This window comes from Caldimonas thermodepolymerans, assembly GCF_015476235.1.
GTDB classification, from domain to species: domain Bacteria; phylum Pseudomonadota; class Gammaproteobacteria; order Burkholderiales; family Burkholderiaceae_C; genus Caldimonas; species Caldimonas thermodepolymerans.
Genome location: NZ_CP064338.1, coordinates 1,205,213 through 1,228,889 on the forward strand (window position 1 = coordinate 1,205,213; position 23,677 = coordinate 1,228,889).

Genomic DNA, 23,677 nt, shown 5'->3' on the forward strand with positions numbered 1-23,677 from the left:
ACGTGAAGGCAGCTGCGTTCGACTATGTGAAGGCGGACTCGGTCGCGCAGGTGATCGAGCTGCTGCAGCAGCACGGGGACGACGCGCGCGTGTTGGCCGGAGGGCAGACCCTGCTGGCCACGCTCAACATGCGCCTGTCCGAGCCGGCGCTGCTGATCGACATCAACGGCCTGGCGGCGCTGCGGGGCATCGAGCGGCAGGGCGAGGTGCTGCGCATCGGCGCGCTCGTCACGCATGCGGAGATCGAGCGCAGCGAGCTGGTGGCGCGCCATGCACCGCTCCTGGCCCAGGCGGCACCGCACATCGCCCACCGGGCGATCCGCAACCGCGGCACCTGGGGCGGATCGCTGGCCTATGCCGACCCGGCCGCCGAATGGCCGGCCTGCCTGCTCGCGCTGGGCGGCACGGTGGTGGTGCAGGGGCCGGGCGGCGTGCGCCGCATCGCGGCCGACGACTTCTTCCTCGGGCTGTACACCACGGCGCTGGCGCCGGACGAGATCGTCATCGCCGGCGAGGTGCCCGTGGCCCGCGAAGGCCAGTGGCAGGGCATGACGCAGCTGGCGCGCCGGCACGGCGACTATGCGGTCGTGGGGCTGGCCGCCACCGCACAGCGCCGCGGCGCGGCGTTGGCCTCGGTGCGGCTGGCCTTCATGGGCGTGGCCGCGACGCCGTGGCGTGCGCGCCGCACCGAGGAGCTGCTCGAGGGCCGCGAGCCCGACGACGCGACGCTGGCGATGGCCGCGGCCAGCCTGCGCGCCGAGATCGAGCCGCTGCCCGACCTCACCCATTCCAGCGAGACCAAGCGCCACCTGGCCGGCGTGCTGCTGCAGCGCCTGCTGGCCTGTGCGCGCCGCGATTCCGAAGGCTGATTCCATGGCAGACACCCGCACCATCCAGGTCACCGTCAACGGGCGCCCGCACCGTTGCCAGGTCGAACCGCGCACGCACCTGGTCGACTTCCTGCGCGACGAGCTCGGCCTCAAGGGCAGCCACCTGGGCTGCGAGCATGGCGTCTGCGGCGCCTGCACCGTCGAGCTGGACGGCCGCATCGTGCGCGGTTGCCTGACGCTGGCCGTGCAGGCCGACGGCGCGCAGGTGCAGACCATCGAGGGCGTCAGCGAGTCGGGCGTGATCCGCGACCTGCAGCAGGCCTTCGTCGCGCACAACGCGCTGCAGTGCGGGTTCTGCACGCCCGGCATGCTGATGGCGGCCAAGGAACTGGTCGAGACCCGGCCCGAGGCGACGCGCGCCGAGGTGCGCGAATGGATTTCCGGCAATTACTGCCGCTGCACCGGCTACCACGCCATCGTCGACGCGGTGTGCGACGTGCTGCACCAGCGCAAGGAGGCACGCTCATGAAGCGCGACGTCGTCAACCTGGAGCCCGGGGTCGAGTCCACGCCGCCGATCGCGCCGGTCACCGAGGACCCGCGCTACATCGGCGCGCGCCTGCCGCGCCACGGCATCGAACGCCTGACGCAGGGGCAGGGGCAGTACGTCGACGACATCGAGCTGCCGCGCCTGGCGCACGTGGTGTACTGGCGCAGCCCGGTCGCGCACATGCGCATCAAGGGCATCGACGACCGCATCGCGCGCTCGATGCCGGGCGTGCTGATGGTGGCCACCGGGCAGGACCTGGCCAAGGTGTGCAAGCCCTGGGTCGCGGTGCTCGGGCACCTGACCGGCATGAAGTCCGCCCCGCAATACCCGCTGGCGGTGGAGCGCGCCTGCTGGCAGGGCGAGCCGGTGGTCGCGGTGGTGGCCGAGACGCGCGCGCAGGCCGAGGACGCGCTGCAGCACCTGGTGGTCGACTGGGAGGAACTGCCGCTGACCGTGGAGATGGAGCGCGCGCTGGCCCCGGACGAGCCGGTCATCCATCCCGAGCTGGGCGACAACGTCTGCTTCAGCCGCCGGCTGGACGTCGGCGAGGTGGACCGCGTGTTCGCCGAGGCCGACGTGGTGGCCGAGACCACCTTCGAGTTCGGCCGCCACACCGGCGTGACGCTGGAGCCGCGCTCGCAGATCGCGCACTGGCAGCCGGCCGAGCAGCGCCTGACGGTCTACCACTCGTGCCAGGCGCCGCACATGATGCAGGACCTGTACGCGCGGCAGTTCGACCTGCCGGCGCACGCGGTACGCGTGATCTGCAAGGACGTCGGCGGCTCGTTCGGCGTGAAGGTGCACGCCTACCCGGACGACTTCGCCACCGTCGCGCTGTCCATGCTGCTGGGGCGCCCGGTGAAGTTCGTCGCCGACCGGCTGGAGAGCTTCACCAGCGACATCCACGCGCGGCACCACCGCGTCAAGGGGCGCATCGCGGTCAACCGCGACGGGGAGATCCTCGGCTTCGAGATCGACGACCTCACCGGCATCGGGCCGTACTCGATGTTCCCGCGCACCAGCGCGATCGAGGGCAACCAGGTGGTCAACCTGGTCGGCGGGCCTTACCGGCACCAGCACTACCGCGCGCAGCTGCACGTGGTGTTCCAGAACAAGACGCCCACCTGCCAGTACCGCGGCGTGGGCCACCCGATCGCCTGCGCGGTGACCGAAGGGCTGGTGGACCTGGCCGCGCAGCGCATCGGCATGGACCCGCTGGAGATCCGCGCGAGGAACGTGATCCCGGACGATGCCTACCCGGCCACCGGCGCCTCGGGGATCAAGCTCGAGGTGCTGTCGCACGAGGCCTGCCTGCGCAAGCTGCGCGAGATGATGAACTACGACGCGCTGCGCGCCGAGCAGGCGGCGCTGCGCAAGCAGGGCATCTGGCGCGGCATCGGCCTGGCCACCGTGATCGAGCTGACCAACCCGAGCGCAGCGTTCTACGGCATCGGCGGCGCGCGCATCGCGTCGCAGGACGGCGCGACCGTGCGGCTCAACCCCGAAGGCCACGTCACCGTGCTGGTCGGCGTGGGCGAGCAGGGGCAGGGCACCGAGGCGATCTACCGCCAGATCGCGGCCGACGCGGTCGGGGTGGACATCGACCAGGTGCGCGTGATCACCGGCGACACCGACGTGACGCCCTACGGCGGCGGCACCTGGGCCTCGCGCGGCGCGGGCATCGGCGGCGAGGCGGTGCTGCTGGCCGGCCAGGCGCTGCGCGGGAACATCCTCAAGACCGCGGCGGTGATCCTGAACCGCGAGGCGGGGCAGCTCGGCCTGCACCGCGGCCAGGTGGTCGACGCCGTCACCGGCGAGGCGCTGCTGCCGCTGTCGGAGGTCGGCCGCATCGCCTACTTCCGCACCGACACGCTGCCGCAGGGCTTCACGCCCGAGCTGATGGTCACGCGCCACTACGCGCAGCGCGACTACCCGTTCATCTTCACCAACGGCGTGCAGGCCTCCTACGTCGAGGTGGACCCGGACACCGGGTTCGTGACGCTGCTCAAGCACTGGGCGGTGGAGGACTGCGGGCGGGTGCTGAACCCGATGCTGGTCGACGAGCAGATGCGCGGCGCGATCGTGCAGGGCATCGGCGGCGCGCTGTACGAGGAGTGCCTCTACGACGAGCAGGGGCAGATGCTCAACGCCAACATGGCCGACTACCTGGTGCCGATGGCCGCCGAGATGCCCGACATCGAGGTCGCCCACGTGATGACGCCCACGCGCAGCTCGCGCCTGGGTGCCAAGGGGGCCGGCGAGGCCGGCACCGCGGGGGCGCCGGCGGCCGTGATGAACGCGATCAACGACGCGCTGGCCCCGTTCGGTGCGCACGTGCACTCGCAGCCCATCACCCCCGAGAAGATCCTGCGAGCGCTGGGCAAGGTGAAGTGAAGGGGGCAGGCCGCGCCTCGTGCGCCGGCCCGGATGCCGTGGCCGCCCCTGCAAGGGGGCCTGAGCGCGTCACGATCGCGTCATGCGACTGACACCGGTGCGTCACACGCGCTGCCTAGCATCGGCTGCGCTTGTGAACCACGACACCAGGAGAGTCTGTCCATGTCCCATCTCACCGACCGTGCCCGTGCCGCTGCTGCCGCGGCCCAGGGGCGTCCCGACCATGTCACCGTGCCCGGCCAGATGTTCGACGAGGTGCTGGCCTCGGCCCGCGTCCGGCGCCGTACGCTGCTGCGCGGCGGGCTCGGCGCATCGATGGCGGCGATCTTCGGCGGCGGGCTGCTGAGCGCCTGCGGCGGTGGCGGCGATGACACGCCCGAAACCTCCTACGCGGTCGGGTTCCGCGCGGTGCCGCCGCAGGTCGGCGACCAAGTCCGGGTGCCCGAGGGCTACACCGTCGACGTGCTGTTCTCGGCGGGCGACGCCGTGCTGGCCGGCGCGACCGGCTATGCCGGCCCGTTCCTCGGCGCGGCGGAGGCGGAGCAGGTCGCCGGCGGCAACCACGACGGCATGCACTACTACGAGCTGCCCGGGCAGGACCCGAATCGCCGCGGGCTGCTGGCGATCAACCACGAGCTGCCCGACTTCGGGATCCTCTTTCCCGGCGGCAGCTACGACGCGGCCAGCGCGACCGACGAACAGAAGCTCATCGCGCTGTCGGCCGTGGGCGTGTCGGTCATTGAGGTCGAGAAGGACGCGGACGGGCACTGGCGCGTCGTCGCGGACTCGCCGTACAACCGCCGCTACACCGGCAACACGGTCTACCGCGTCAGCGGCCCCGCCGCCGCGGTCGTCGGCCCCACGGTGGTGGGCACGCTGAACAACTGCTCCAGCGGCCCGACGCCCTGGGGCACCTACCTCACCTGCGAGGAGACCACCGACAACTACCTCGACCCGACCCAGGCGCCGGAGGGCTACGGCTGGGTGGTCGAGATCGATCCGTACGGCGAGCTGGACGGCCTGCCGGTCAAGCGCACCGCGCTGGGCCGCTTCGACCACGAGAACACCGCCTGCCTGCTGGGCCGCGACAACCACCTGGCCTTCTACATGGGCGACGACGGCACGCCGGGCTGCATCTACAAGTTCGTGCCCCGTGGCCGCTACGACCCGGGCCGGCGGGCCGCCAATGCCATGTTGCTCGACGAAGGCACGCTGTACGTCGCGCGGTTCAACGCCGACGGCACGGGCGAGTGGATCGAGCTGGTGCAGGGACGCAACGGGCTGGTGCCTGGCGCGGTCGACCCGGGCAACGTGACGCAGGGGGCGCAGGCGCCGGCGACCATCGACTTCCACTCCCAGGCCGACGTGCTCGTCCACACCAAGGCGGCGGCCCGGGTGGCGGGCGGCACGCTGATGGACCGGCCCGAATGGATCACGGTGGGGCCGGACGGGCGCATCTACGTGACGCTCACCAACAACGGCGGCCGCCAGGTGACCGACGCGGCCAACCCGCGTCCGGGCAACCGCCACGGCCACATCATCCGCTGGACCGAGCAGGACGGCTCGCCGCTGGCCACCCGCTTCGAGTGGGAGATCTTCCTGCTCGCCGGCGACCCGCGGCTGGCCGACGAACACCTGCAGGGCGACATCCAGGGCGACACCTTCTCCAGCCCGGACGGCATCCGCGTCGACCCGCAGGGGCGGCTGTGGGTGCAGACCGACGCGAGCACCGGCAGCTCGATCACCGGCACCTTCGGCAACAACGCGATGTACTGCATCGACCAGGCCACGCGCGTCTCGCGCCGCTTCCTGGTGGGGCCCGACGGCTGCGAGATCACCGGGCTGGCCTACACGCCGGACCTGAAGACATTCTTCGTCAACATCCAGCATCCGACCGGTGCCTGGCCGTCCAACCAGCCGGGGCAGGACCCGGGGCTGCCGCCACGCTCGTCGACCATCGTCGTGCAGCGCAGCGACGGGCGGCCGGTGGGCGCCTGACCGCGGGCCTGCGGCGAAGGCGGCCTCAGCCCTGGCCGCCTTCGCCGGCGGGCAGCTCGAAGCAGTCGGCGAAGGTGTAGTACAGCGACACGTAGAACACGGTCGAGAACATCAGCGCCGCGGGCAGCGCGGCCAGCGAGGCGAGCTGGGGCGTCGACAGCAGCGAGAACACCAGCGTCGACATCACCGCGAACAGCGCCACCACCGCGGCCCAGGTCAGGCCGTAGACCAGGAAGGCGCCGCGGTTGCGCCAGCAGGCGACCAGGCTGAAGAAGACCGACTTGCCGGGCGAGACCCCGCCCCAGTGCACCAGCGCCGGCGCGTGCCAGAACGCGATGCTCAGCGGCAGTGCCAGCAGCAGGCGCAGCAACAGCCCGCCGGGCGGCTGAGCCACCTCGGCCGTCTCTTCTGCACCGCCGAGCACGCCGGGGCCCGGCAGCTCGGTGAAGCTGCTGCCGTCGATCAGGTCGGCCAGTCCCATCAGCAGCACCGAGGCGACCGCATAGCCCGCGCCCAGCTGGATCAGGCCGCGGGTGCGCTCGCCCGGCCCGCGAAAGGGCTGCAGGAAGACGTTGGGCAGCGGGAAGCGTCCGGCCTCGGACTGCCGGGTCGCGATCATGAAGCCCAGCGTGGCGGCCGGCAGCAGCGTCAGCATCACCACCATGCCGACGTAGGACAGCATCAGCAGCAGGAAGACGGCGATGACGAACAGGAAGAACAGCGCCGAGAAGGCCAGCGGCTGGCGGAAGAACACGCGGAAGGCCTGCCGCACCCAGAGCGCACCCTGGCGGGCCGGCACCAGACGGAGTTTCATCGGGGAGGTCGGTCGAGCGGGCTGCACATCGGCCGGATGATAGGGGACGGCAGGCGGACCGCCCCCGGTCAGCCGCGCAGGTAGTGCCAGGGCTGGGCGCGCCGCTCGCGCAGGATGCGCTCGAAGTGCGCCGGGTCGTGTGCCTTGAGCATCTGCGCGTCGCGCGGCAGGTGGTAGTCCCACAGCCGCGAGATCCAGAAGCGCAGCGCCCCGGCGCGCATCAGCGCCGGCAGCAGCCGGCATTCGTCGTGGGTGATCTCGCGCACGCGGTCGTAGGCGTTGCAGAAGGCCTGCGCGCGCTGCTCGTCCAGCCGGCCGGTGGCGAGGTCCACGCACCAGTCGTTCAGGCACACCGCGATGTCGAACAGCCAGGTGTCCACGCCGGCGAAGTAGAAGTCGAAGAACCCGGTCAGGGTGTCGCCCTCGAACATCACGTTGTCGCGGAACAGGTCGGCATGGATCGGCCCGCGCGGCAGCTGGGCGTAGGCGGGGGAGGCCGCCAGCGCCTGCTGGAACGCCAGCTCGTCCTGGATCAGCTCGGCCTGGGCCGGTTCCAGGTAGGGCAGCACCACCGGCACGGTCTCGGTCCACCAGGCCAGCCCGCGCAGGTTGGGCTGGTGGCGCGGGTAATCCCGGCCCGCCAGGTGCATGCGCGCCAGCATCGCGCCGACCTGCTCGCAATGGCGCTGGTCCGGGGCCAGCTGGTGCTGGCCGCGCAGCTTGTCCACCACCGCCGTCGGCTTGCCGTACAGCGCATGCAGGATCTCGCCGCTGGCGTCGCCCTTGGGCTCGGGCACCGGGATGCCGCGCTGCGCCAGGTGCTTCATCAGGTGCAGGTAGAACGGCAGCTGCTCGAAGGTCAGGCGCTCGAACAGCGTCAGCACGTACTCGCCGCGGTCGGTGGTGAGGAAGTAGTTGGTGTTCTCGATCCCGGACTGGATGCCGCGCAGCTCGGTGAGCGTGCCGAGGTCCAGGCGCCGGGCGAGCGCGGCGGCGTCGTCGGGGGTTACGGGCGTGAAGACAGCCATGACACGGGGCGCCGGCAGGGCGGCAGGGAGATCGACGTAGTAGCTGGGTTCAGAACGAGAACAGGTGCCATACGCGCTGGCCGGCGGCGCCGCGCGTGGACTCCGAGGACATGTCGCGGCTGCCGTCGGCCGGCAACACCTCGTAGGGCTTGCCGCCTTGCTTGGGCTGCACGGTGATGCGCTGGTTCTGGCCGCGCACGCGCAGTTCCTCGATGCGCGCCCGGTCGTCCTCGATCACCACGTGCTGCACGGCGGGTTCGGGCGGACCGGAAGGCGCGGCCTCCTGCGCGCGGGCCGTGGCGGACCACAGCACGAGCAGGGCGGCACCGGCGGCCAGGCAAGGAAAGCGCGTCATGACGGCAATTCTAGGCGAGCCGGGCTGCCCGGCAGCTTTCCCGGCGGCCATCCTGCAAAATCGCTCCATGAGCGACAACCTCCTGCTGCTGGTCGACGGCTCCAGCTACCTCTATCGTGCCTTCCACGCGCTGCCCGACCTGCGCGGGCCGGGGGGCGTGCCCACGGGCGCCATCCACGGGATGATCGGGATGTTGCGCAAGCTGCGCGAGCAGTTCCCCGCACACCGCGCCGCCTGCGTGTTCGACGCCAAGGGCGACACCTTCCGCAACGAGTGGTACGCCGACTACAAGGCCCACCGCCCGCCGATGCCCGAGGCGCTGGCGGCCCAGATCGAGCCGATCCACGAGGTGGTGCGGCTGCTCGGCTGGCCGATCCTGGAGGTGCCCGGCATCGAGGCCGACGACGTGATCGGCACGCTGTGCCGCGCCGGGCGCGAGGCCGGCTACAAGGTCGTCGTCTCCACCGGCGACAAGGACCTGGCCCAGCTGGTCAACGACGACGTCACGCTGGTCAACACGATGAGCAACGAGACGCTGGATGCGGCCGGCGTGCTGGCCAAGTTCGGCGTGCCACCCGAGCGCATCGTCGACTACCTGACCCTGGTGGGCGATGCGGTGGACAACATCCCGGGCGTCGACAAGGTCGGTCCCAAGACGGCGGCCAAGTGGATCCAGGAGCATGGCTCGCTCGACGGCGTGATCGCCGCGGCGGAGCGCATCAAGGGCGTGGCGGGCGAGAACCTGCGGCGCGCGCTCGACTGGCTGCCGCTCGGCCGGCGGCTGGTCACGGTGGTCACCGACTGCGACCTGTCCGGCCACGTGCCCGGCTGGCCGGGGCTGGACGGCCTGCAGCTGCAGGACGTCGACGCCCACGGCCTGCTGGACTTCTACACGCGCTACGGCTTCCGCACCTGGAAACGCGAGCTGGAGCAGAGCCTGGGCGTCAGCGCCGCGCCCGCGCCGGCGGCCCCGGCCGGCCAGACCGGCGACCTGTTCGGCGGCGAGCCGGCCGCGGCGCAGCCGCTGGGCGAGCTGCGCTACGAGACGGTGCTGAGCTTCGAGGCGCTGGACGCCTGGATCGAACGCCTCGAGCAGGCGCCGCTGGTGGCGCTGGACACCGAGACCGACTCGCTGGACGGGATGCGCGCGCAGCTGGTCGGCATCTCGTTCGCGGTGCGCCCGGGCGAGGCCGCCTACGTGCCGCTGCGCCACAGCTACGCCGACGCGCCGGCGCAGCTGCCGCTGCAGGAGGTGCTGGCGCGCCTGAAGCCCTGGCTGGAGGACGCCAGCCGCCCGAAGGTCGGCCAGCACGTCAAGTACGACATGCACGTGTTCGCCAACCACGGCATCACGGTGCGCGGCTACGTGCACGACACGATGCTGGAGAGCTACGTGCTGGAGGCGCACCGCCCGCACAGCCTGGAAAGCCTGGCCGACCGCCACCTGAACCGCCGCGGCCTGTCGTACGAGGACCTGTGCGGCAAGGGCGCGAACCAGATCCCGTTCGCCCAGGTCGACGTGGCGCGGGCGAGCCGGTACTCGTGCGAGGACAGCGAGATGTGCCTGCACGTGCACCAGGCGCTGTGGCCGCGCATCGAGGCCGACCCGGGCCTCAGGCGCGTCTACGAGGAGATCGAGATCCCGGTCTCGGCGGTGCTGCAGCGCATCGAGCGCAACGGCGTGCTGATCGACGCCGCCCTGCTGGCGCGCCAGAGCCACGAGCTGGCGCAGCGCATCCTGGCGCTGGAGGCGCAGGCGCACGAGCTGGCCGGCCAGCCGTTCAACCTGGGCAGCCCCAAGCAGATCGGCGAGATCCTGTTCGGCAAGCTGCAGCTGCCGGTGGTCAAGAAGACCGCCAGCGGCGCGCCGTCGACCGACGAGGAGGTGCTGGAGAAGCTCGCGCAGGACTACCCGCTGCCGGCCAAGATCCTCGAGCACCGCGGGCTGTCCAAGCTCAAGAGCACCTACACCGACAAGCTGCCGCAGATGATCAACCCGGCCACCGGGCGGGTGCACACGAACTACGCGCAGGCGGTCGCGGTGACCGGGCGGCTGGCGAGCAACGACCCCAACCTGCAGAACATCCCGATCCGCACCGCCGAGGGCCGGCGCATCCGCGAGGCCTTCATCGCGCCGCCTGGCCACGTGATCGTCTCGGCCGACTACTCGCAGATCGAGCTGCGCATCATGGCGCACATCTCGGGCGACGCGAACCTGATGCGCGCCTTCCAGGAAGGGATGGACGTGCACCGTGCCACCGCGGCCGAGATCTTCGGCATCGCGCCGGAGCAGGTCACGAGCGAGCAGCGCCGCTACGCCAAGGTCATCAACTTCGGCCTGATCTACGGCATGAGCGCGTTCGGGCTGGCGAGCAACCTGGGCATCGAGCAGAAGGCCGCGCGCGACTACATCGACCGCTACTTCCAGCGCTATCCCGACGTGAAGCGCTACATGGACGAGACGCGCGCGCTGGCCAAGGACAAGGGCTATGTCCAGACCGTGTTCGGGCGGCGCCTGTGGCTGCCCGAGATCAACAGCCCCAACGGCCCGCGCCGCGGCGCCGCCGAGCGCGCCGCGATCAACGCGCCGATGCAGGGCACCGCGGCGGACCTGATCAAGCTGTCGATGATCGCAGTGCAGCGTGCGCTGGATGCAGCCGGCAAGCGCAGCCTGATGATCATGCAGGTGCACGACGAACTGGTGTTCGAGGTGCCCGAGGACGAGCTGGAGTGGGTGCGCAGCGAGGTGCCGCGCATCATGGCCGGGGTCGCCGAACTGAAGGTGCCGCTGGTCGCGGAGGTGGGCGCCGGTCCCAACTGGGAACAGGCACACTGACGGCCACTGCGGAAACATCGACACGACGACCCTACTCACTGCCGAGGGCGACTCATGGCCTATGACTACAGCTCCGAGAACAAGCGACTGGAGCTCCCCAACCCGTACCGGCTGCAGAACCTGTGGCTGTGGCTGTGCGCGCTGCTGCTGATCGCAGGCGGCGTGCTGTGTTTCTGGTGGACCCGCCAGCTGCTGCAGGCCGAGGCGGTGCCCTCGGGCATCGTGCCGCTCCTGGCCGGCGTGGTGCTGCTGGGCGGTGGTCTGACCAGCGCGGCGGTGGCCGCCAAGCGGCTGCGCTTCTTCTTCGGCCGCGGGCGTCCCGTGTCGCTGGCCGACGAGCTGCAGCCCGGCATGACCGGCGGCTCCAAGCGCGCCAACGCGCTGAAGGAGATCCTGCGCCAGGGCGGCCTGACCTACCCCGAGCCGCAGGGGGCGCTGGACGGCATCCTCTACCACTGGCTGCCGCAGCTCATCACCGCGCCGCTGGAAGTGCAGGCGCGGGCACGCCGGCACTTCTTCAACCTGGTCGCGCTGATCGCCACGACGCTGAGCTTCGCGGTGTCCTGGCTGGTGCTGGGCGATGACCGCACCCGGCCCTGGATCGGCGTGCTGTACTTCGTGTTCGGCGCGGTGTTCCTGCTGCGGCCGGTGCTGCGCGACAGCCGCGCCAGTCTGTCGATGGCCTCGGTCATCGGCCTGTTCGCCGCGGCCATCCTGGCACCGGTGCTGATCGGCCTGGTCGGGCATGCCCTGCCGCCGATGGACCGCTTCTCGCTGAGCCTGCAGGCCGCCGTGATGCTCGGCACCGGCCTGGTTGCGGTGGTGCTGATCGCGTTGGCGGTGCGCGCGCAGATCGGCACGCCGCCTGCGGTGCAGTCGCGCGGCGAGCAGCACAAGCTGTCGATGAACGCGCCGCCGGGCATGCTGCTCGACGAGCTGGAGCGCAAGCTGCAGGACGAGTGGACCGAAGGCATCCCGAACCGCCGCTACGCGCGCCTGGAGCCGCTGATCGACCCCGCGCGCTCGACCGGCCCCTTCGCCGGCGAGCTGCTCGAGGAAACCCAGCCGCTGCCGCTGAGCGGCACGGTCGCGCCGACGCTCGGCTCCGCGCTGGCCAACCCGATGCACCGCTGGCTGCTGGTGGTCGACATCTACGCGACGCTGCTGGTGGCCACCGCGGTCGGCCTGATGCTCTACTTCGTCAGCCACTTCCACCGCTGGGAGCACGCGCTGCATCCGCTGTCGCTGGCGAGCACCTCGGTGATCCTGCTGCTGATGGCGGTGTTCTGCTTCAAGGGCTCGGCCGCGCTGTGGGGTCGCTTCAACTTCGAGTCGGTGCTGCTGTGGGTCGAGCTGGCGGGCACCTTCCAGCGCTCGCGCGTGGGCACCGGCAACCAGCTGACCAGCCGCCTGAACACCGACAGCGAGGTCATCCGCACCGAGGCGATGACGCTGCGCGTCTGGCGCGCCCGCATCGAGTCGGTGGTGTTCGGCAAGGACGGCCAGCGCCAGATCACCGCGATGTTCTCGACCACCCAGGAGGCGCGCGACCTGGTCGGCCACCTCGTGGCCTTCGCGCGCAGCCAGAGCGTGCTGGTGGCGCCCGGCAGCGCCGAGGACGAGGTGCGCATCCAGGCGCTCAATGCCGGCGAGCGTGCGCTGGCGGTGCCGGCGGCCCCCGCCGCCCAGCTGCACCATGACATCCAGGCGATGGCCGCGCTGACCCAGGCACCGGCGGAGCCGGCCGGCACGGCACCCGCCGCGGCCCGGTTCTGCACCGAGTGCGGCGCGGCGCTGCCCCCTGGCGCGCGCTTCTGCGCCTCCTGCGGCGCACCGGTCGCGGCCGGCTGAGCGCCGGCGCCGGGCACGCGGCCTGCCGAGCCAGGACCATGGAGTTGCAGAGCTTGCCCGCCCGCCTGTGGGCGCGGGTGCCCGCGCCGCTGCAGCGGCCGCTTGCGCTGGGCGCGGCGGCGGTGCAGACCTGGCTCGACGAGCTGGGGCCGCAGCTGGGCGCCTCGATCGCGTTCTACGCGATGTTCGCGATGGCGCCGCTGCTGGTCGTCGCGATCACGCTGGCCGGGGCCTTCTTCGGTCCGGAAGCGGCGCGCGGGCAGATCGTCGAGCAGATCCAGGAGCTGGTCGGCCGCGATGCGGCGCGCTCGATCGAGATCATGATCGCCTCGTCGTGGCGCGGGCAGGGCCGCGGGCTGGCCGGCGCGCTGGGCGTCGTGGCCCTGCTGGTGGGCGCCAGCGGCGTGTTCGTCGCGCTGCGCAACGCGCTGAACCGGCTCGGGCGCATCCCCGAACTGCCCAAGGGCGTGAGCGCCTTCGTGCGCGCACGGCTGGTGGCCTTCGCGCTGGTGCTGGGCTTCGGGTTCCTGGCCATCGTCTCGCTGATCGCCAGCGCCGCGCTGGCGGCGGTCGGTGCCTACCTGTCGCGCCGGCATCCGGCGCTGGCGCCGGCGATCTCGGCGATGGACATCGTGATCTCCACCGTGGTGCTGACCTTCGGCTTCGCCGCGCTGCTGCGCTGGCTGCCCGAGCGGGCGCCGGGCTGGCGGGCCGTGTTCACCGGTGCCGTGGCAAGCGCGCTGCTGTTTGCCATCGGCAAGCACCTGATCGGGCTGTACCTGGGCCGCGCCGGCGTGGCGTCCAGCTATGGCGCGGCCGGCTCCTTCGTGGTCGTGATGCTGTGGGTCTACTACTCCTCGCAGATCCTGCTGCTGGGGGCGGCGCTGGCGTGGACCGTGGACGGCGTGCAGCAGCGGCCGCACCCGCCTCAGCCGCGCGGCGGACCGGGGGCCTGAGCGCCCGGGGCACGGCCCGGGTCGCCCCCCGGGCGCCGGCGGTCGCGGGTCGCGTAGGCCTCCAGCCGGTTGTAGAGCGTCTTGAGGCTGATGCCGAGCACCTCGGCGGCACGGCGCTTGACGTTGCCGCAGCGCTCCAGCGTGGCCATCGTGACGCGGCGCTCCACCTCGGCCAGCGGCGTGCCGATGCGGATGCAGACCACGTCGGGGCCGGATTCGGCCGGGGGCTCGGGCGCTTCGGCCTCGAAGCCGTCGATCACGTCGTCGGCCAGGATGTAGGCGCGCTGCACGCAGTTCCGCAGCTCGCGCACGTTGCCGGCCCAGGGACGCGCGTAGAGGCGGGCGATGGCCTGCGGCGAGAAGGTCTTGCGCGTGCCTTCCTGGCGGTTCAGTTCCGCCAGGAAATGGCGGGCCAGCAGCTCGATGTCCTGGCCGCGCTCGCGCAGCGTCGGCAGGCGGATCGGGAACACGTTGAGCCGGTGGTAGAGGTCCTCGCGCAGCTTGCCCTCGGCCACCGCCTGGTCCGGACGGCGGTTGGTCGCGCCGATCACGCGCACGTCGGTGGTGATCGGCTTGGTGGTGCCCACGCGCACGAAGGTGCCGGTCTCGAGCACGCGCAGCAGCTTGACCTGCAGCTCCATCGGCATTTCGGTGACCTCGTCGAGCAGCAGCGTGCCGCCGTCGGCACGTTCGAAGAAGCCGACGTGCTGGCGGTCGGCACCGGTGAAGCTGCCCTTCTCGTGGCCGAACAGCTCGCTTTCGATCAGCTGCGGCGAGATCGCGCCGCAGTTGACGGCAAGGAAGGGGCCGTGGCGGCGCGGGCTGAGCTCGTGCACCGTCTGGGCCGCGAGTTCCTTGCCGGTGCCGCTTGCGCCGATCAGCAGCACCGTGGCCGAGGTGGGTGCCACGCGCGCCAGCTGGTCGTAGAGCGACTGCATCGCGGGTGAGGCCCCGAGCAACCGCCCGAAGCGGCCGGCCTCGCGGCGTTGCTGCGGCGAGGGCACGGGCGGGCGGGGGGCAGGGCCGTCCTGCGAGCGGCGGCGCAGCAGTTCCTGCAGCTTCGGCACCTCCAGCGGCTTGAGCAGGTAGTCGCTCGCGCCGGCGCGCAGGGCCTGCACCACGCTGTCGACCGAAGCCTGGCCGGTGACGACGATCACCTGGGTCTGCCCGGGCCGCTCGAGGTCGTCGACCAGCTGCAGGCCGCTGCCGTCGGGCAGCTGCAGGTCGGTCAGCAGCACGTCCGGCTGCTGCCGCGCCAGGTGGACGCGCGCGGCGCGCAGGGCCTCGGCGGTGGCCACCGTCCACCCTTCGCCCGCGGCGACTTCGGCCATCCAGGCCAGCTCGTCGGGCGAGTCCTCGACGATCAGCACATGTGGCACGGCCCGCCGTCAGTTGCTCGGTGGCCGCACGATGATGTCGTTGCGCACGCCCTTGACGTGCGGCACCGCCCGGGCCAGTTCGGCGGCCTGCGCCCGTTCGGCCTCGCTCGCGGCGAAGCCCGAGAGCTGGACGACGCCGTTCTGCGTCTCGACCTGGGTGCGCATCGCGCTGGCCACCGGATCCTGCGCGAGGCGGGCCTTGACACGGGTGGTGATGGTCGCGTCGTCGACGTACTCGCCGACGCTGCTCTGTCCGCTGGTGACGGCGCAGCCGACGCTGGTGCAGGCCGCGGCGGCTGCGATCAGCAGGGCAAGGAGGCGGGGTTGGCTGTTCATGGTCGCTCCTGGGCGTGGAAGGGGCCGACGTGGACGACACACCGGCCCCTCATGAACGCAACCGGCGTGCCCGGGAGGCCGGGCAGCGTGCCTCAGGCCCGGCGGGCGGCCTTGGCCTGCGTGCGGCCCTGGGCCTGGCGCGCCGCCAGCGCCAGGTCGGCCGCGGCCTCGTCCTCGGCGTCTTCGGCCGCGAGGCCCAGTTCCGCCTCGAGCTCCATGCGATGCGCCAGCATCTCCTCCAGCACGCCTTCCCAGTCCACCTTGGCGCGGCCCAGCTGTTCGAACATCTCGTTTTCCTCTTCCTTCACGTGGTGCTTGATGTACTCGCCCAGCACCGTGAAGGTCGCGGCGAACTTGGGGTCGTCGCCCGACAGCGCCTGCATCTTCTCGATCAGCGCCTTCGCGCTGCCGTGCTCGACCTCGGCTTCCTCGACGAGGTCCTCTTCCTTCAGGCCGGCACGCGCGGCCGGGTAGAACACGTCCTCCTCCAGCCGCATGTGCAGCTGCAGTTCCTTGCAGGTGCGGGCCGCGAGGGCTTCGCACGCCTGCGTGTCGCCTTCCTCGTCGAGCTTGGCGAAATCGCGGAACGCCTTCTTCGCGCGCTTGTGGTCTTCCTTCAGCATCTCGAAGATCTCGTTGCGAGCGCTGGTGCGGGTTCTGGCCATGGATGCTCCTTCATTGCGTGGGGCGCGCGGGGATCACGCGCGTGGCCACGTCATGTAGCAACCGCCGTTCCCTGTCCGCGCCGCGGGGCATGGCGCTTGCCGCCTGGCAGGAGGACGCTTACAAAGGAGACACCCCATGGGATCGAGCAGCCCCCCGCGGCGCACCGCCGCACCGGTGACCCGCCGCAAGACGGGGGAGACGACCGCCAACGCCGCGCAGCGTCGCCTGCCGCGCCTGCCTCACGAGCGCGACGAATCCTCCGACAGCCAGGACCAGCTGGCCCCCGAGCAACTGGAGCGCATGCAGCAGGCCGGCGAGGACCTGGCACGCGGCCTGGAAGACACCGACCGCGGCCCGGTGATGGACAAGGTCTATCGCGAACAGCTCAAGCGCCCGCAGCGCCGCTGACCAGGCGGGCGCCGCGCAGCATTTCTTGCGGCAAAGCCCACATGGGCAGCCGCATGCGGGCAGGCGCCGGGGCAGGTCGCCGGTGCCATGGCCGCCTGCGGCCGGAACGCCTGTACCGGTGGCCCTGCCCCGGCTGATTTCGCCACGTTGCAGGCCGCCGACTTTCCATGATGCGACACGGCCGAATCTTCTTGTAGCGCACTCGTGCAGACGTAACGCGCACGGGCGCTCAAGATGGGCACGTGCGGTGCTGGCACACCCGTTGCTCCAACGGGTGTCGCTTGTCCGCGATGCAGTTGCGGCTTTTCGCTGTGCCTGGCACACGTCCTTGCATCATGACGACCACCACCATCGATACAGAAGTCACCGGTTCCGACAGGTCGGCGCCGGGGCCCTGCCCGCCAGGGCATGCGGTGGCTCGCGTCGGCATACGTTCATCCACATGCGTGGTTCGTCGAAGCGCAAGCGACGGGCTTGTTTCTTCCGGGAGGATTGAATGAACGCACCGGTCATCCGGCTCGAGCACCGGCAACACCAGACCTTGACGCCCAGACTGCAACAGGCCGTGCGCCTGCTGCAGCTGTCGTCGCTCGACTTTGCGCAGGAAGTGCAGCAGGCCGTCGGCAGCAATCCCTTCCTCGAGGAGGACCCCGAGGCCCATACCGCCGCGGCGGTGGTGGCGGACAACACGCCGGCCGATGCGACGCCGACCTGGAACGAGGTGACGCCGGTGTCGGCCCCGGCGGCGGACACCCCCTGGGACCGCGAAAGCTGGGGCTCCCCGGGTAGCGGCTCGGGCCGTGGCAGCAGCGGCGACGGCGACCTGGACCTGGTCGAGATGGTCGCGGCCGACGTCTCGCTGCGCCAGCACCTGCACGGCCAGATCAACGTGCTGCCGCTGTCGCCGCGCGACCGGCAGCTGGCGGCCACGATCATCGAGGCGCTGGACGACGACGGCTACCTGCGCCTGGGGCTGGACGAGTTGGTCGGGCTGTGCGAGTGCGCGCCGCCGCCGGAGGAGAGCGAGCTGAACGTCGCGCTGCGCCTGGTGCAGTCGCTCGACCCGGCGGGCATCGCCGCGCGCGACGTGCGCGAGTGCCTGCTGCTGCAGCTGAAGGACATCGCCCCCGAGGCCGAGCGGGAACTGGCCTGCCGCATCGTGCGCGAGCACCTGGACCGGCTCGCGATGCGCGACGTCAACGGACTGGCGCGCATGCTGGGGGTCGGCGCCGCGCAGGTGGAGGCGGTGTGCGAGCGCATCCGCCACCTCGACCCGCGCCCGGGTTGGCGCTTCGGGCCGTCGAACACGCAGTTCGTCACCCCTGACGTGATCGTGCGCAAGATCCGGGGCGTGTGGACAGCCACGCTGAACCCGGACGTGATCCCCAAGGTGCGGCTGAACCAGGTCTACGCCGAGCTGTTCCAGCGCCATCGCGACGCCGGCCATGCGGAGCTGGCGGCGCACCTGCAGGAGGCGCGCTGGACCGTGCGCAACGTCGAGCAGCGCTTCGCGACCATCCTGAACGTCGCGCAGGCCATCGTGAAGCGGCAGCGGCATTTCCTCGAGTACGGCGCGCTGGCGATGAAGCCGCTGGGCCTGCGCGAGATTGCGGAGGAGCTGGGCCTGCACGAATCGACGGTCTCGCGCGTGACCAACAACAAGTACATGGCCACGCCGCTCGGCGTGTTCGAGCTGAAGTACTTCTTCTCGCGCGCCTTGCCGACCGTCAGCGGCGGCTCCTGCTCGGCCACCGCGATCCGGGGCGTGATCAAGGACATGATCGAGGCGGAGAACCCCAACGACCCGCTCTCCGATGCGCAGATCGCGCGGCAGCTTGCGCGCCAGGGGCTGACCGTGGCGCGCCGCACGGTGACCAAGTACCGGCAGATGATGAAGCTGCCGTCGGTCGAGAAGCGCCGCCGCCACAGCTGAAGCCCGCGCAACGCCGCGCGCGCGGCGCTCCCCGGGGCTACTTGCCCCGCGGTGCCGTGCCCGCCGGGGCGGCGCCGTGGCCGGTGTCCGCGTCGCTGCCGGCCTGGCCCGTGCCCGAGGTGCCGGTGCCCGTGCCGACGCTGCTGTCGCTGCCCGACGAGGCCGCAGCCGTGCCCGCGGGCTGCTGCTGGCGCGCGCGGCGCCACTGGTCGAACTCCTCGGAGAACTTGCGGTAGCGCTCCTGGCGCCACTGGTGGTAGTCCTCGTCGAGCGCGCGCATCTGCTCGGTGCGCCATTGGTGGTAGTCGGGGTCGAGGTGGCGCTGGCCTTCGTAGGTGTAGCCCTGGTAGTCGCCCGAGCCACCGTAGTTCTGGCCGTAGGTGCCGCGCGAGCGCTCGTCATACGACTGCCCGCCGTAGCCGCCGCTGCCGCGGCCGGCCCGGCCGCGGCCCTCGTCCCAGCCGCCGCCGTAGCGGGTCTCGTGCGGGCCGCCCCAGGGGCCGCGTCCGCGCGGGCCCGGGTCACCCTGGTAGCCGCCGTACTGCTCGCCCCGGTAGAACGGGTCGCGCCGCGGGGCGCTGCGTTCGTCCGCGTCCGGGTCGCGGCTGTCGTACGACCCGCGCGGGTCGCCGTCCCAGCCTTCGCCACAGGCGCCCGGGGGGCGGGCGACCGGGCCGCCGGCGCCGGGGCTGCCGCGCCAGCCGCCGGTGTAGTAGTCGCCCATCGAGCCGCGGCTGGCTTCGATGTCGCGTTCCGAACCGTAGTCGTCACGGTCCGGCCCGCCGCGCGGCCAGGAGTCGTCCGGCGCGCTGCCGTAGGGGCCGGGCGTGCGTTCCTGCCAACGGTCGCGGGCCTGGGGCTGGCGGCTGCGCCGGGCCTCGTCGTCCTCGGGGCGCGGGCGTGGCCCTTCGTGTCGGTGTGGCATCTGGCTGTCCTTTCCTCGGGGTGCGGCCGGGCCGCACCCGCATCGTCGTTGCGCATGGCGGTGCAGCCGCTGGCCGCGCCGTCGCCGGCCCGTTGCCGGGCCTCCCCGTTCCCGCCAGCAACGCCTGTACCCGTCGGCAGGGGAACACCGCTGCCGGGCCCAGGGTGCGTGCGTGCACAATGCAGGATCCTCAAGGCATCCAACCACAGCTGAGCATTTCATGGACACGATGTACGCGGCCGTCGCGGTACTGGGCGGCTATCTGATCGGCTCCCTGTCGTTTGCGGTGATCATCAGCCGCCTCATGGGCCTGAGCGATCCCCGCACCTACGGCTCCGGCAACCCCGGGGCGACCAACGTGCTGCGCTCGGGCAACAGGAAGGCCGCGGCGCTGACCCTGGTGTTCGATGCGCTCAAGGGCTATGTCCCGGTGGTGCTGGTGCTGCTGTACGGCGAGCGCTTCGGGCTCGGCGAGGGCGCGGCGGCAGTGGTGGGCCTGGCGGCCTTCATCGGCCACCTGTTCCCGGTGTTCTTCCGCTTCCAGGGCGGCAAGGGCGTGGCCACCGCGGCCGGCGTGCTGCTCGGCATCAACCCCTGGCTGGGGCTGGCGACGCTGCTGACCTGGCTGATCATCGCGGTGTTCTTCCGCTACTCGTCGCTGGCCTCGATCATCGCCGCGGTGTTCGCGCCGTTCTACCAGCTGCTGATCTGGGGGGCCGGCCCGGTGCTGGGCGCGATCCTGTTCATGAGCCTGTTGCTGATCTGGCGTCACGCGCCCAACATCCGCAAGCTGATCGCCGGACAGGAGAGCAAGATCGGGCAGCGCGCCGCGCCGCCGGCCGGCGCCGCGGCCCGTCCCTCCACCCGCACGAAAGGACATTGACCATGGTGCAGCGCTTCCACGTCGGCCGGCGCCTCTCGGAAATGGCGGTGCACAACGGCACCGTCTACCTGGCCGGGCAGGTGCCCGAGGACCTCGGCAAGGACATCCGCGGCCAGACCGCCGAGGTGCTCGGCATGATCGACCGCCTGCTGGCCGAGGCCGGCACCGACAAGACGCGCATCCTGATGGCGCAGATCTTCCTCGCCGACATGGCCGACTTCGACGGCATGAACGAGGTCTGGGACGCCTGGGTGCCGCCGGGCAACGCGCCGCCGCGCGCCACGGTGCAGGCCCGCCTGGCCAACCCGGGCTACCGCATCGAGGTGGTGGTGACGGCCGCCGTTGGATGAACGCGCGAGCGCGCCGGCTGGCCGGCCTGCTGGTGCTGGGCGTGGCGGTGCTGGGGCTGTCGCAGCTGGCCGCCCGCTGGCAGGCCGGGCGCCTCGGCGCGCAGGCGGCGCGGGCGCAGCCGGGCGACATCGTGATGTACACCACCACCGACTGCCCGTACTGCGCCCAGGCGCGCGCGTGGTTCGGCAGGCACGGCGTGCCCTACGCCGAGTGCAACACCACCGTCGACGCGGCGTGCCGGGCGGTCTTCCAGGCGCTGGCCTCGCCCGGCGTGCCGACGCTGGTGGTCCGGGGCGAGCGCCAGGTGGGCTTCCAGCCCGAGCGCGTGGTGCAGGCGCTGCAGCGCTGAGCCGGCGCCGTCTCAGGCCAGGCCCAGCCGCTTGAGCGGGCCGCGGCCGGAGCGCACCAGCACCGGCTCGGGGCCGCTGAGGTCGATCACCGTGGTCGGCTCCATCGCGCAGGCCCCGGCGTCGATCACCAGCTGGATCAGCTTCTCGTAGCGCTCGCGGATCTCCTGCGGATCGTTGAGCGGGTCGGCCTCGCCGGCCGGGATCAGCGTCGTGGCCAGCAGCGGCTCGCCGAAGATCTCCAGCAGCCCCTGCGTGACGCCGTGTTCCGGCACGCGCAGGCCGATCGTGCGGCGCGACGGGTGCGACAGGCGCCGCGGCACTTCCTTGGTCGCCTCGAGCAGGAAGGTGTAGGGCCCGGGCGTGCCCAGCTTGAGCAAGCGGTACTGGCGGTTGTCGACGATCGCGTAGGTCGCCAGCTCCGACAGGTCGCGGCACAGCAGCGTCAGGTGGTGGCGCTCGTCGACCGCGCGCAGGCGGCGCAGCTGCTCGGCGGCGGCCTTGTCCTCGAGCCGGCAGACGAAGGCGTAGCTCGAGTCGGTGGGGATCGCGGCGACGCCGCCGGCCTGCAGGATCTGGGCGGCCTGCTTGAGCAGCCGGGGCTGCGGGTTGTCGGGGTGGACTTCGAAGTACTGGGCCATGGTGCGATTGTGCGTGCGATGCGCCGGCGTGCGCAGCGGCCGCGCGATCGCCTTCGCTGGCGACAGGGGCGTGTGCCCCGGCAGGCGCGTCACGCCGGGCGGTGGATGCGGTCTTCCAGCGCCGCCCAGACGGGCGAGAGGTGCCCGGCCAGCGGCGGCAGGGCGCCCAGGTCGGTGTGGCTTTCGCAGGGGGAGTGGAAGTCCGAGCCGCGCGAGGCCAGCAGGCCGAATTCGCGCGCCGCGTCGGCGTACTTGACGTAGTCCTGGCTGCTGTGGCTGCCGGTGACCACCTCGACCCCACGGCCGCCGTGCTCCTTGAACTCGGAGAACAGCGCGTATTCCTCGTTGGCGGTGAACTTGTAGCGTCCCGGGTGCGCGATCACCGCGATGCCGCCGGCGCCGGTGATCCAGCGCACCGCGTCGCCCAGCGTCGCCCAGCGGTGGGGCACGTAGCCGGGACGGCCTTCGGTGAGGTAGTTGCGGAACACCTCCTGGGTGTCGCGGCACACGCCGATCTCGACCAGGTAGCGCGCGAAATGGGTGCGCGAGATCAGGTCCGGGTTGCCGACGTACTTCAGCGCGCCTTCGTAGGCACCCGGGATGCCCGCGCGTGCCAGGTCGTCGGCCATCTCGCGCGCGCGCAGCTCGCGCCCGCCGCGGGTGCGGCGCAGGCCCTCGACCAGCGTGGCGTCCTCCGGATCGAAGCCCAGACCGACGATGTGCACCGTCTCGCCCGCGAAGGTGACGGAGATCTCGGTGCCGGTCAGGTAGGGCAGGCCCAGCGCGAGCGCCGCCTCGCGAGCCCGTTGCTGGCCACCGACCTCGTCGTGGTCGGTCAGCGCCCACAGCTGCACGCCGTTGGCCTTGGCGCGCGCGGCCAGTGCCTCGGGCGACAGCGTGCCGTCCGAGACGCTCGAATGGCAGTGCAGGTCGGCGTTGAGGTGGTTCACGCGACCATTGTAGGGGGACGCCCCGGACCCGCACGGCGCCAGGGCCAAGCCGGCCGGCGAGGCCGTGCAGGCGTCACGTGCAAAGTGCGCGGTCAGCGTTCCAGGCGCAGCACCTTGCCGTCCACGTTGTCGGTGAGGATGTACAGCCAGCCGTCCGGGCCCTGCACGACGTGGCGGATGCGCTCGTTGAGCGTGGTCAGCAAGCGCTCTTGGCGTACGACGCGCCGGCCGTCCAGCTCCAGGCGCACCAGCACCTCGGCGCGCAGCGCGCCGATGAACAGGCTGCCGCGCCAGCCGGGGTAGCGCTCGCTGGTCAGGAAGGTCATGCCGCTCGGCGCGATCGACGGCACCCAGTAGGTGAGCGGCTGCTCCATGCCCTCCTTGGCGGTGCCTTCGCCGATCCTGAAGCCGGTGCCGTACTCGCGGCCGTAGGTGATGACCGGCCAGCCGTAGTTCCGGCCCGCCTCGACGACGTTGAGCTCGTCGCCGCCTTGCGGGCCGTGCTCGTGCGCCCACAGCTCGCCGGTCTCGGGATGCAGTGCCGCACCCTGCACGTTGCGGTGGCCGTAGCTCCAGATCTCGGGGCGCACGCCCGGGCGGCCGACGAAGGGGTTGTCCGGCGGCACGCTGCCGTCCGGCGCGATGCGCACGATCTTGCCGATGTGGTTGGACAGGTCCTGCGCATCGTCGCGGCGGCTGAAGCGGTCGCCCAGCGTGACGAACAGGCGCCCGCCGCGGTCGAACACCAGGCGCGAGCCGAAGTGGGCGCTGCTGCCGTGCTTGGGCTGCTGGCGGAAGATCACGGCCACGTCGGTCAGGCGATGGCCCTGCAGGCGGCCGCGCGCCACCGCGGTGCCGTTGCCGCCGTCGCCGGCCTCGGCATAGCTGAGGTAGACCCAGCCGTTGTCGGCGAACTGCGGATCCAGTGCGACGTCCAGCAGCCCGCCCTGGCCGCGCGCGTCCACCGCGGGCACGCCCTGCACGGCGGGCCCGACCGTGCCCTGCGGCGTGACGATGCGCAGCCGCCCGGGCCGTTCGGTGACCAGCATGCGGCCGTCGGGCAGGAAAGCCAGGCCCCAGGGGTGCTGCAGGCCCTTGGCGACGGTCACCGGGCGCAGCGACGCGGACTGCGCACGGGCGGCCAGCGGCAGGGTCAGCAGCAAGGCGGACATCTGGCGGCGGGTGAGCTGGGTCATGTCGGGCTCCTCGTCGAGCGCCCCCAAGTCTAGGCCCGTCGGCTCCGGAAC

General features: G+C 71.8%; 22 protein-coding genes. 12 read left to right on the plus strand and 10 right to left on the minus strand.

The window, feature by feature from the left end:
* Positions 1 to 2: 2 nt before the first annotated feature.
* From IS481_RS05775 to IS481_RS05790, 4 genes are all read left to right on the plus strand, one after another.
* Positions 3 to 869, plus strand: coding sequence for an FAD binding domain-containing protein (locus IS481_RS05775; RefSeq protein WP_104357579.1), 867 nt, complete (start codon positions 3 to 5; stop codon positions 867 to 869).
* Positions 870 to 873: 4 nt separating this feature from the next.
* Positions 874 to 1,359, plus strand: a complete 486-nt coding sequence (locus IS481_RS05780) for a (2Fe-2S)-binding protein (protein ID WP_104357580.1) — start codon at positions 874 to 876, stop codon at positions 1,357 to 1,359.
* Positions 1,356 to 3,773: a xanthine dehydrogenase family protein molybdopterin-binding subunit gene (locus IS481_RS05785; RefSeq protein WP_104357581.1), complete on the plus strand. Its 2,418-nt coding sequence runs from the start codon at positions 1,356 to 1,358 to the stop codon at positions 3,771 to 3,773. The genes IS481_RS05780 and IS481_RS05785 overlap by 4 nt, the downstream gene beginning before the upstream one ends.
* Positions 3,774 to 3,935: 162 nt before the next feature.
* Positions 3,936 to 5,771 (plus strand): PhoX family protein, encoded by a 1,836-nt coding sequence (locus tag IS481_RS05790; RefSeq protein WP_104357582.1) that lies wholly within the window; start codon positions 3,936 to 3,938, stop codon positions 5,769 to 5,771.
* Between the two features lie 25 nt (positions 5,772 to 5,796).
* On the opposite strand, the gene IS481_RS05795 is transcribed toward IS481_RS05790, so the two are convergent.
* From IS481_RS05795 to IS481_RS05805, 3 genes are all read right to left on the minus strand, one after another.
* Positions 5,797 to 6,585, minus strand: coding sequence for a BPSS1780 family membrane protein (locus tag IS481_RS05795; protein WP_132765499.1), 789 nt, complete (start codon positions 6,583 to 6,585; stop codon positions 5,797 to 5,799).
* Between the two features lie 68 nt (positions 6,586 to 6,653).
* Positions 6,654 to 7,613: a homoserine kinase gene (locus tag IS481_RS05800; protein WP_104357584.1), complete on the minus strand. Its 960-nt coding sequence runs from the start codon at positions 7,611 to 7,613 to the stop codon at positions 6,654 to 6,656.
* 49 nt (positions 7,614 to 7,662) lie between these two features.
* A complete protein-coding gene (locus tag IS481_RS05805; protein ID WP_104357585.1) occupies positions 7,663 to 7,968 on the minus strand; it encodes a DUF2782 domain-containing protein in 306 nt (101 codons plus the stop codon).
* Positions 7,969 to 8,035: 67 nt separating this feature from the next.
* Between IS481_RS05805 and polA the strand changes: the two genes are divergently transcribed.
* The 3 genes from polA to IS481_RS05820 are packed head-to-tail and all read left to right on the plus strand — an operon-like array spanning position 8,036 to position 13,611.
* A complete protein-coding gene (polA, locus tag IS481_RS05810; protein WP_104357586.1) occupies positions 8,036 to 10,804 on the plus strand; it encodes a DNA polymerase I in 2,769 nt (922 codons plus the stop codon).
* 54 nt (positions 10,805 to 10,858) lie between these two features.
* Entirely contained in the window at positions 10,859 to 12,655 is a 1,797-nt protein-coding gene (locus IS481_RS05815; RefSeq protein ID WP_104357587.1) for a zinc ribbon domain-containing protein, read from the plus strand.
* Between the two features lie 38 nt (positions 12,656 to 12,693).
* Positions 12,694 to 13,611, plus strand: a complete 918-nt coding sequence (locus IS481_RS05820; protein ID WP_114699289.1) for a YihY/virulence factor BrkB family protein — start codon at positions 12,694 to 12,696, stop codon at positions 13,609 to 13,611.
* On the opposite strand, the gene IS481_RS05825 is transcribed toward IS481_RS05820, so the two are convergent.
* The 3 genes from IS481_RS05825 to IS481_RS05835 form a co-directional block, all read right to left on the minus strand.
* Complete coding sequence (locus tag IS481_RS05825) at positions 13,584 to 14,990, minus strand: sigma-54-dependent transcriptional regulator (RefSeq protein WP_104357589.1); 1,407 nt, start codon at positions 14,988 to 14,990, stop codon at positions 13,584 to 13,586. The two genes, IS481_RS05820 and IS481_RS05825, sit on opposite strands and share 28 nt — an antisense overlap.
* Positions 14,991 to 14,999: 9 nt before the next feature.
* A complete protein-coding gene (locus IS481_RS05830) occupies positions 15,000 to 15,326 on the minus strand; it encodes a BON domain-containing protein (protein WP_104357590.1) in 327 nt (108 codons plus the stop codon).
* A 92-nt stretch (positions 15,327 to 15,418) separates the two neighbouring features.
* Positions 15,419 to 15,991: a hemerythrin domain-containing protein gene (locus IS481_RS05835; RefSeq protein WP_104357591.1), complete on the minus strand. Its 573-nt coding sequence runs from the start codon at positions 15,989 to 15,991 to the stop codon at positions 15,419 to 15,421.
* A 136-nt stretch (positions 15,992 to 16,127) separates the two neighbouring features.
* Between IS481_RS05835 and IS481_RS05840 the strand changes: the two genes are divergently transcribed.
* Positions 16,128 to 16,400 (plus strand): hypothetical protein, encoded by a 273-nt coding sequence (locus IS481_RS05840; protein WP_104357592.1) that lies wholly within the window; start codon positions 16,128 to 16,130, stop codon positions 16,398 to 16,400.
* A gap of 496 nt (positions 16,401 to 16,896) precedes the next feature.
* Positions 16,897 to 18,333, plus strand: coding sequence for an RNA polymerase factor sigma-54 (locus IS481_RS05845; protein WP_104357593.1), 1,437 nt, complete (start codon positions 16,897 to 16,899; stop codon positions 18,331 to 18,333).
* 37 nt (positions 18,334 to 18,370) lie between these two features.
* Here IS481_RS05845 and IS481_RS05850 read toward each other — a convergent pair whose 3' ends face one another.
* Positions 18,371 to 19,258, minus strand: coding sequence for a hypothetical protein (locus IS481_RS05850; protein WP_104357594.1), 888 nt, complete (start codon positions 19,256 to 19,258; stop codon positions 18,371 to 18,373).
* Between the two features lie 220 nt (positions 19,259 to 19,478).
* On the opposite strand from IS481_RS05850, the gene plsY reads away from it, so the two are divergent.
* The 3 genes from plsY to IS481_RS05865 are packed head-to-tail and all read left to right on the plus strand — an operon-like array spanning position 19,479 to position 20,841.
* Positions 19,479 to 20,141 (plus strand): glycerol-3-phosphate 1-O-acyltransferase PlsY, encoded by a 663-nt coding sequence (gene plsY / locus IS481_RS05855; protein ID WP_104357595.1) that lies wholly within the window; start codon positions 19,479 to 19,481, stop codon positions 20,139 to 20,141.
* A gap of 2 nt (positions 20,142 to 20,143) precedes the next feature.
* The gene (locus IS481_RS05860; RefSeq protein WP_104357596.1) at positions 20,144 to 20,491 is read left to right on the plus strand and encodes a RidA family protein; all 348 of its coding nucleotides are present in this window, start codon (positions 20,144 to 20,146) and stop codon (positions 20,489 to 20,491) included.
* Positions 20,488 to 20,841, plus strand: coding sequence for a glutaredoxin family protein (locus IS481_RS05865; protein WP_104357597.1), 354 nt, complete (start codon positions 20,488 to 20,490; stop codon positions 20,839 to 20,841). The genes IS481_RS05860 and IS481_RS05865 overlap by 4 nt, the downstream gene beginning before the upstream one ends.
* Before the next feature lie 12 nt (positions 20,842 to 20,853).
* Here IS481_RS05865 and IS481_RS05870 read toward each other — a convergent pair whose 3' ends face one another.
* From IS481_RS05870 to IS481_RS05880, 3 genes are all read right to left on the minus strand, one after another.
* The gene (locus tag IS481_RS05870; protein WP_104357635.1) at positions 20,854 to 21,480 is read right to left on the minus strand and encodes an L-threonylcarbamoyladenylate synthase; all 627 of its coding nucleotides are present in this window, start codon (positions 21,478 to 21,480) and stop codon (positions 20,854 to 20,856) included.
* Positions 21,481 to 21,569: 89 nt separating this feature from the next.
* Positions 21,570 to 22,430 carry a 3',5'-nucleoside bisphosphate phosphatase gene (locus tag IS481_RS05875; RefSeq protein ID WP_104357598.1) on the minus strand — a complete coding sequence of 287 codons (861 nt, stop codon included), beginning with the start codon at positions 22,428 to 22,430 and terminating at the stop codon, positions 21,570 to 21,572.
* A gap of 92 nt (positions 22,431 to 22,522) precedes the next feature.
* A complete protein-coding gene (locus IS481_RS05880) occupies positions 22,523 to 23,626 on the minus strand; it encodes a PQQ-dependent sugar dehydrogenase (protein ID WP_104357599.1) in 1,104 nt (367 codons plus the stop codon).
* Between the last annotated feature and the right edge of the window lie 51 nt (positions 23,627 to 23,677).

What these genes read in the sequence shown, in the direction of transcription:
- IS481_RS05780 (WP_104357580.1), top strand. Translation starts at nt 874, where the DNA reads ATGGCAGACACCCGCACCATCCAGGTCACCGTCAACGGGCGCCCGCAC.
- IS481_RS05785 (WP_104357581.1), top strand. Translation starts at nt 1,356, where the DNA reads ATGAAGCGCGACGTCGTCAACCTGGAGCCCGGGGTCGAGTCCACGCCG.
- IS481_RS05790 (WP_104357582.1), top strand. Translation starts at nt 3,936, where the DNA reads ATGTCCCATCTCACCGACCGTGCCCGTGCCGCTGCTGCCGCGGCCCAG.
- IS481_RS05795 (WP_132765499.1), bottom strand. Translation starts at nt 6,585, where the DNA reads ATGAAACTCCGTCTGGTGCCGGCCCGCCAGGGTGCGCTCTGGGTGCGG.
- IS481_RS05800 (WP_104357584.1), bottom strand. Translation starts at nt 7,613, where the DNA reads ATGGCTGTCTTCACGCCCGTAACCCCCGACGACGCCGCCGCGCTCGCC.
- IS481_RS05805 (WP_104357585.1), bottom strand. Translation starts at nt 7,968, where the DNA reads ATGACGCGCTTTCCTTGCCTGGCCGCCGGTGCCGCCCTGCTCGTGCTG.
- polA (WP_104357586.1), top strand. Translation starts at nt 8,036, where the DNA reads ATGAGCGACAACCTCCTGCTGCTGGTCGACGGCTCCAGCTACCTCTAT.
- IS481_RS05815 (WP_104357587.1), top strand. Translation starts at nt 10,859, where the DNA reads ATGGCCTATGACTACAGCTCCGAGAACAAGCGACTGGAGCTCCCCAAC.
- IS481_RS05820 (WP_114699289.1), top strand. Translation starts at nt 12,694, where the DNA reads ATGGAGTTGCAGAGCTTGCCCGCCCGCCTGTGGGCGCGGGTGCCCGCG.
- IS481_RS05830 (WP_104357590.1), bottom strand. Translation starts at nt 15,326, where the DNA reads ATGAACAGCCAACCCCGCCTCCTTGCCCTGCTGATCGCAGCCGCCGCG.
- IS481_RS05835 (WP_104357591.1), bottom strand. Translation starts at nt 15,991, where the DNA reads ATGGCCAGAACCCGCACCAGCGCTCGCAACGAGATCTTCGAGATGCTG.
- IS481_RS05840 (WP_104357592.1), top strand. Translation starts at nt 16,128, where the DNA reads ATGGGATCGAGCAGCCCCCCGCGGCGCACCGCCGCACCGGTGACCCGC.
- IS481_RS05845 (WP_104357593.1), top strand. Translation starts at nt 16,897, where the DNA reads ATGAACGCACCGGTCATCCGGCTCGAGCACCGGCAACACCAGACCTTG.
- IS481_RS05850 (WP_104357594.1), bottom strand. Translation starts at nt 19,258, where the DNA reads ATGCCACACCGACACGAAGGGCCACGCCCGCGCCCCGAGGACGACGAG.
- plsY (WP_104357595.1), top strand. Translation starts at nt 19,479, where the DNA reads ATGGACACGATGTACGCGGCCGTCGCGGTACTGGGCGGCTATCTGATC.
- IS481_RS05860 (WP_104357596.1), top strand. Translation starts at nt 20,144, where the DNA reads ATGGTGCAGCGCTTCCACGTCGGCCGGCGCCTCTCGGAAATGGCGGTG.
- IS481_RS05865 (WP_104357597.1), top strand. Translation starts at nt 20,488, where the DNA reads ATGAACGCGCGAGCGCGCCGGCTGGCCGGCCTGCTGGTGCTGGGCGTG.
- IS481_RS05870 (WP_104357635.1), bottom strand. Translation starts at nt 21,480, where the DNA reads ATGGCCCAGTACTTCGAAGTCCACCCCGACAACCCGCAGCCCCGGCTG.
- IS481_RS05880 (WP_104357599.1), bottom strand. Translation starts at nt 23,626, where the DNA reads ATGACCCAGCTCACCCGCCGCCAGATGTCCGCCTTGCTGCTGACCCTG.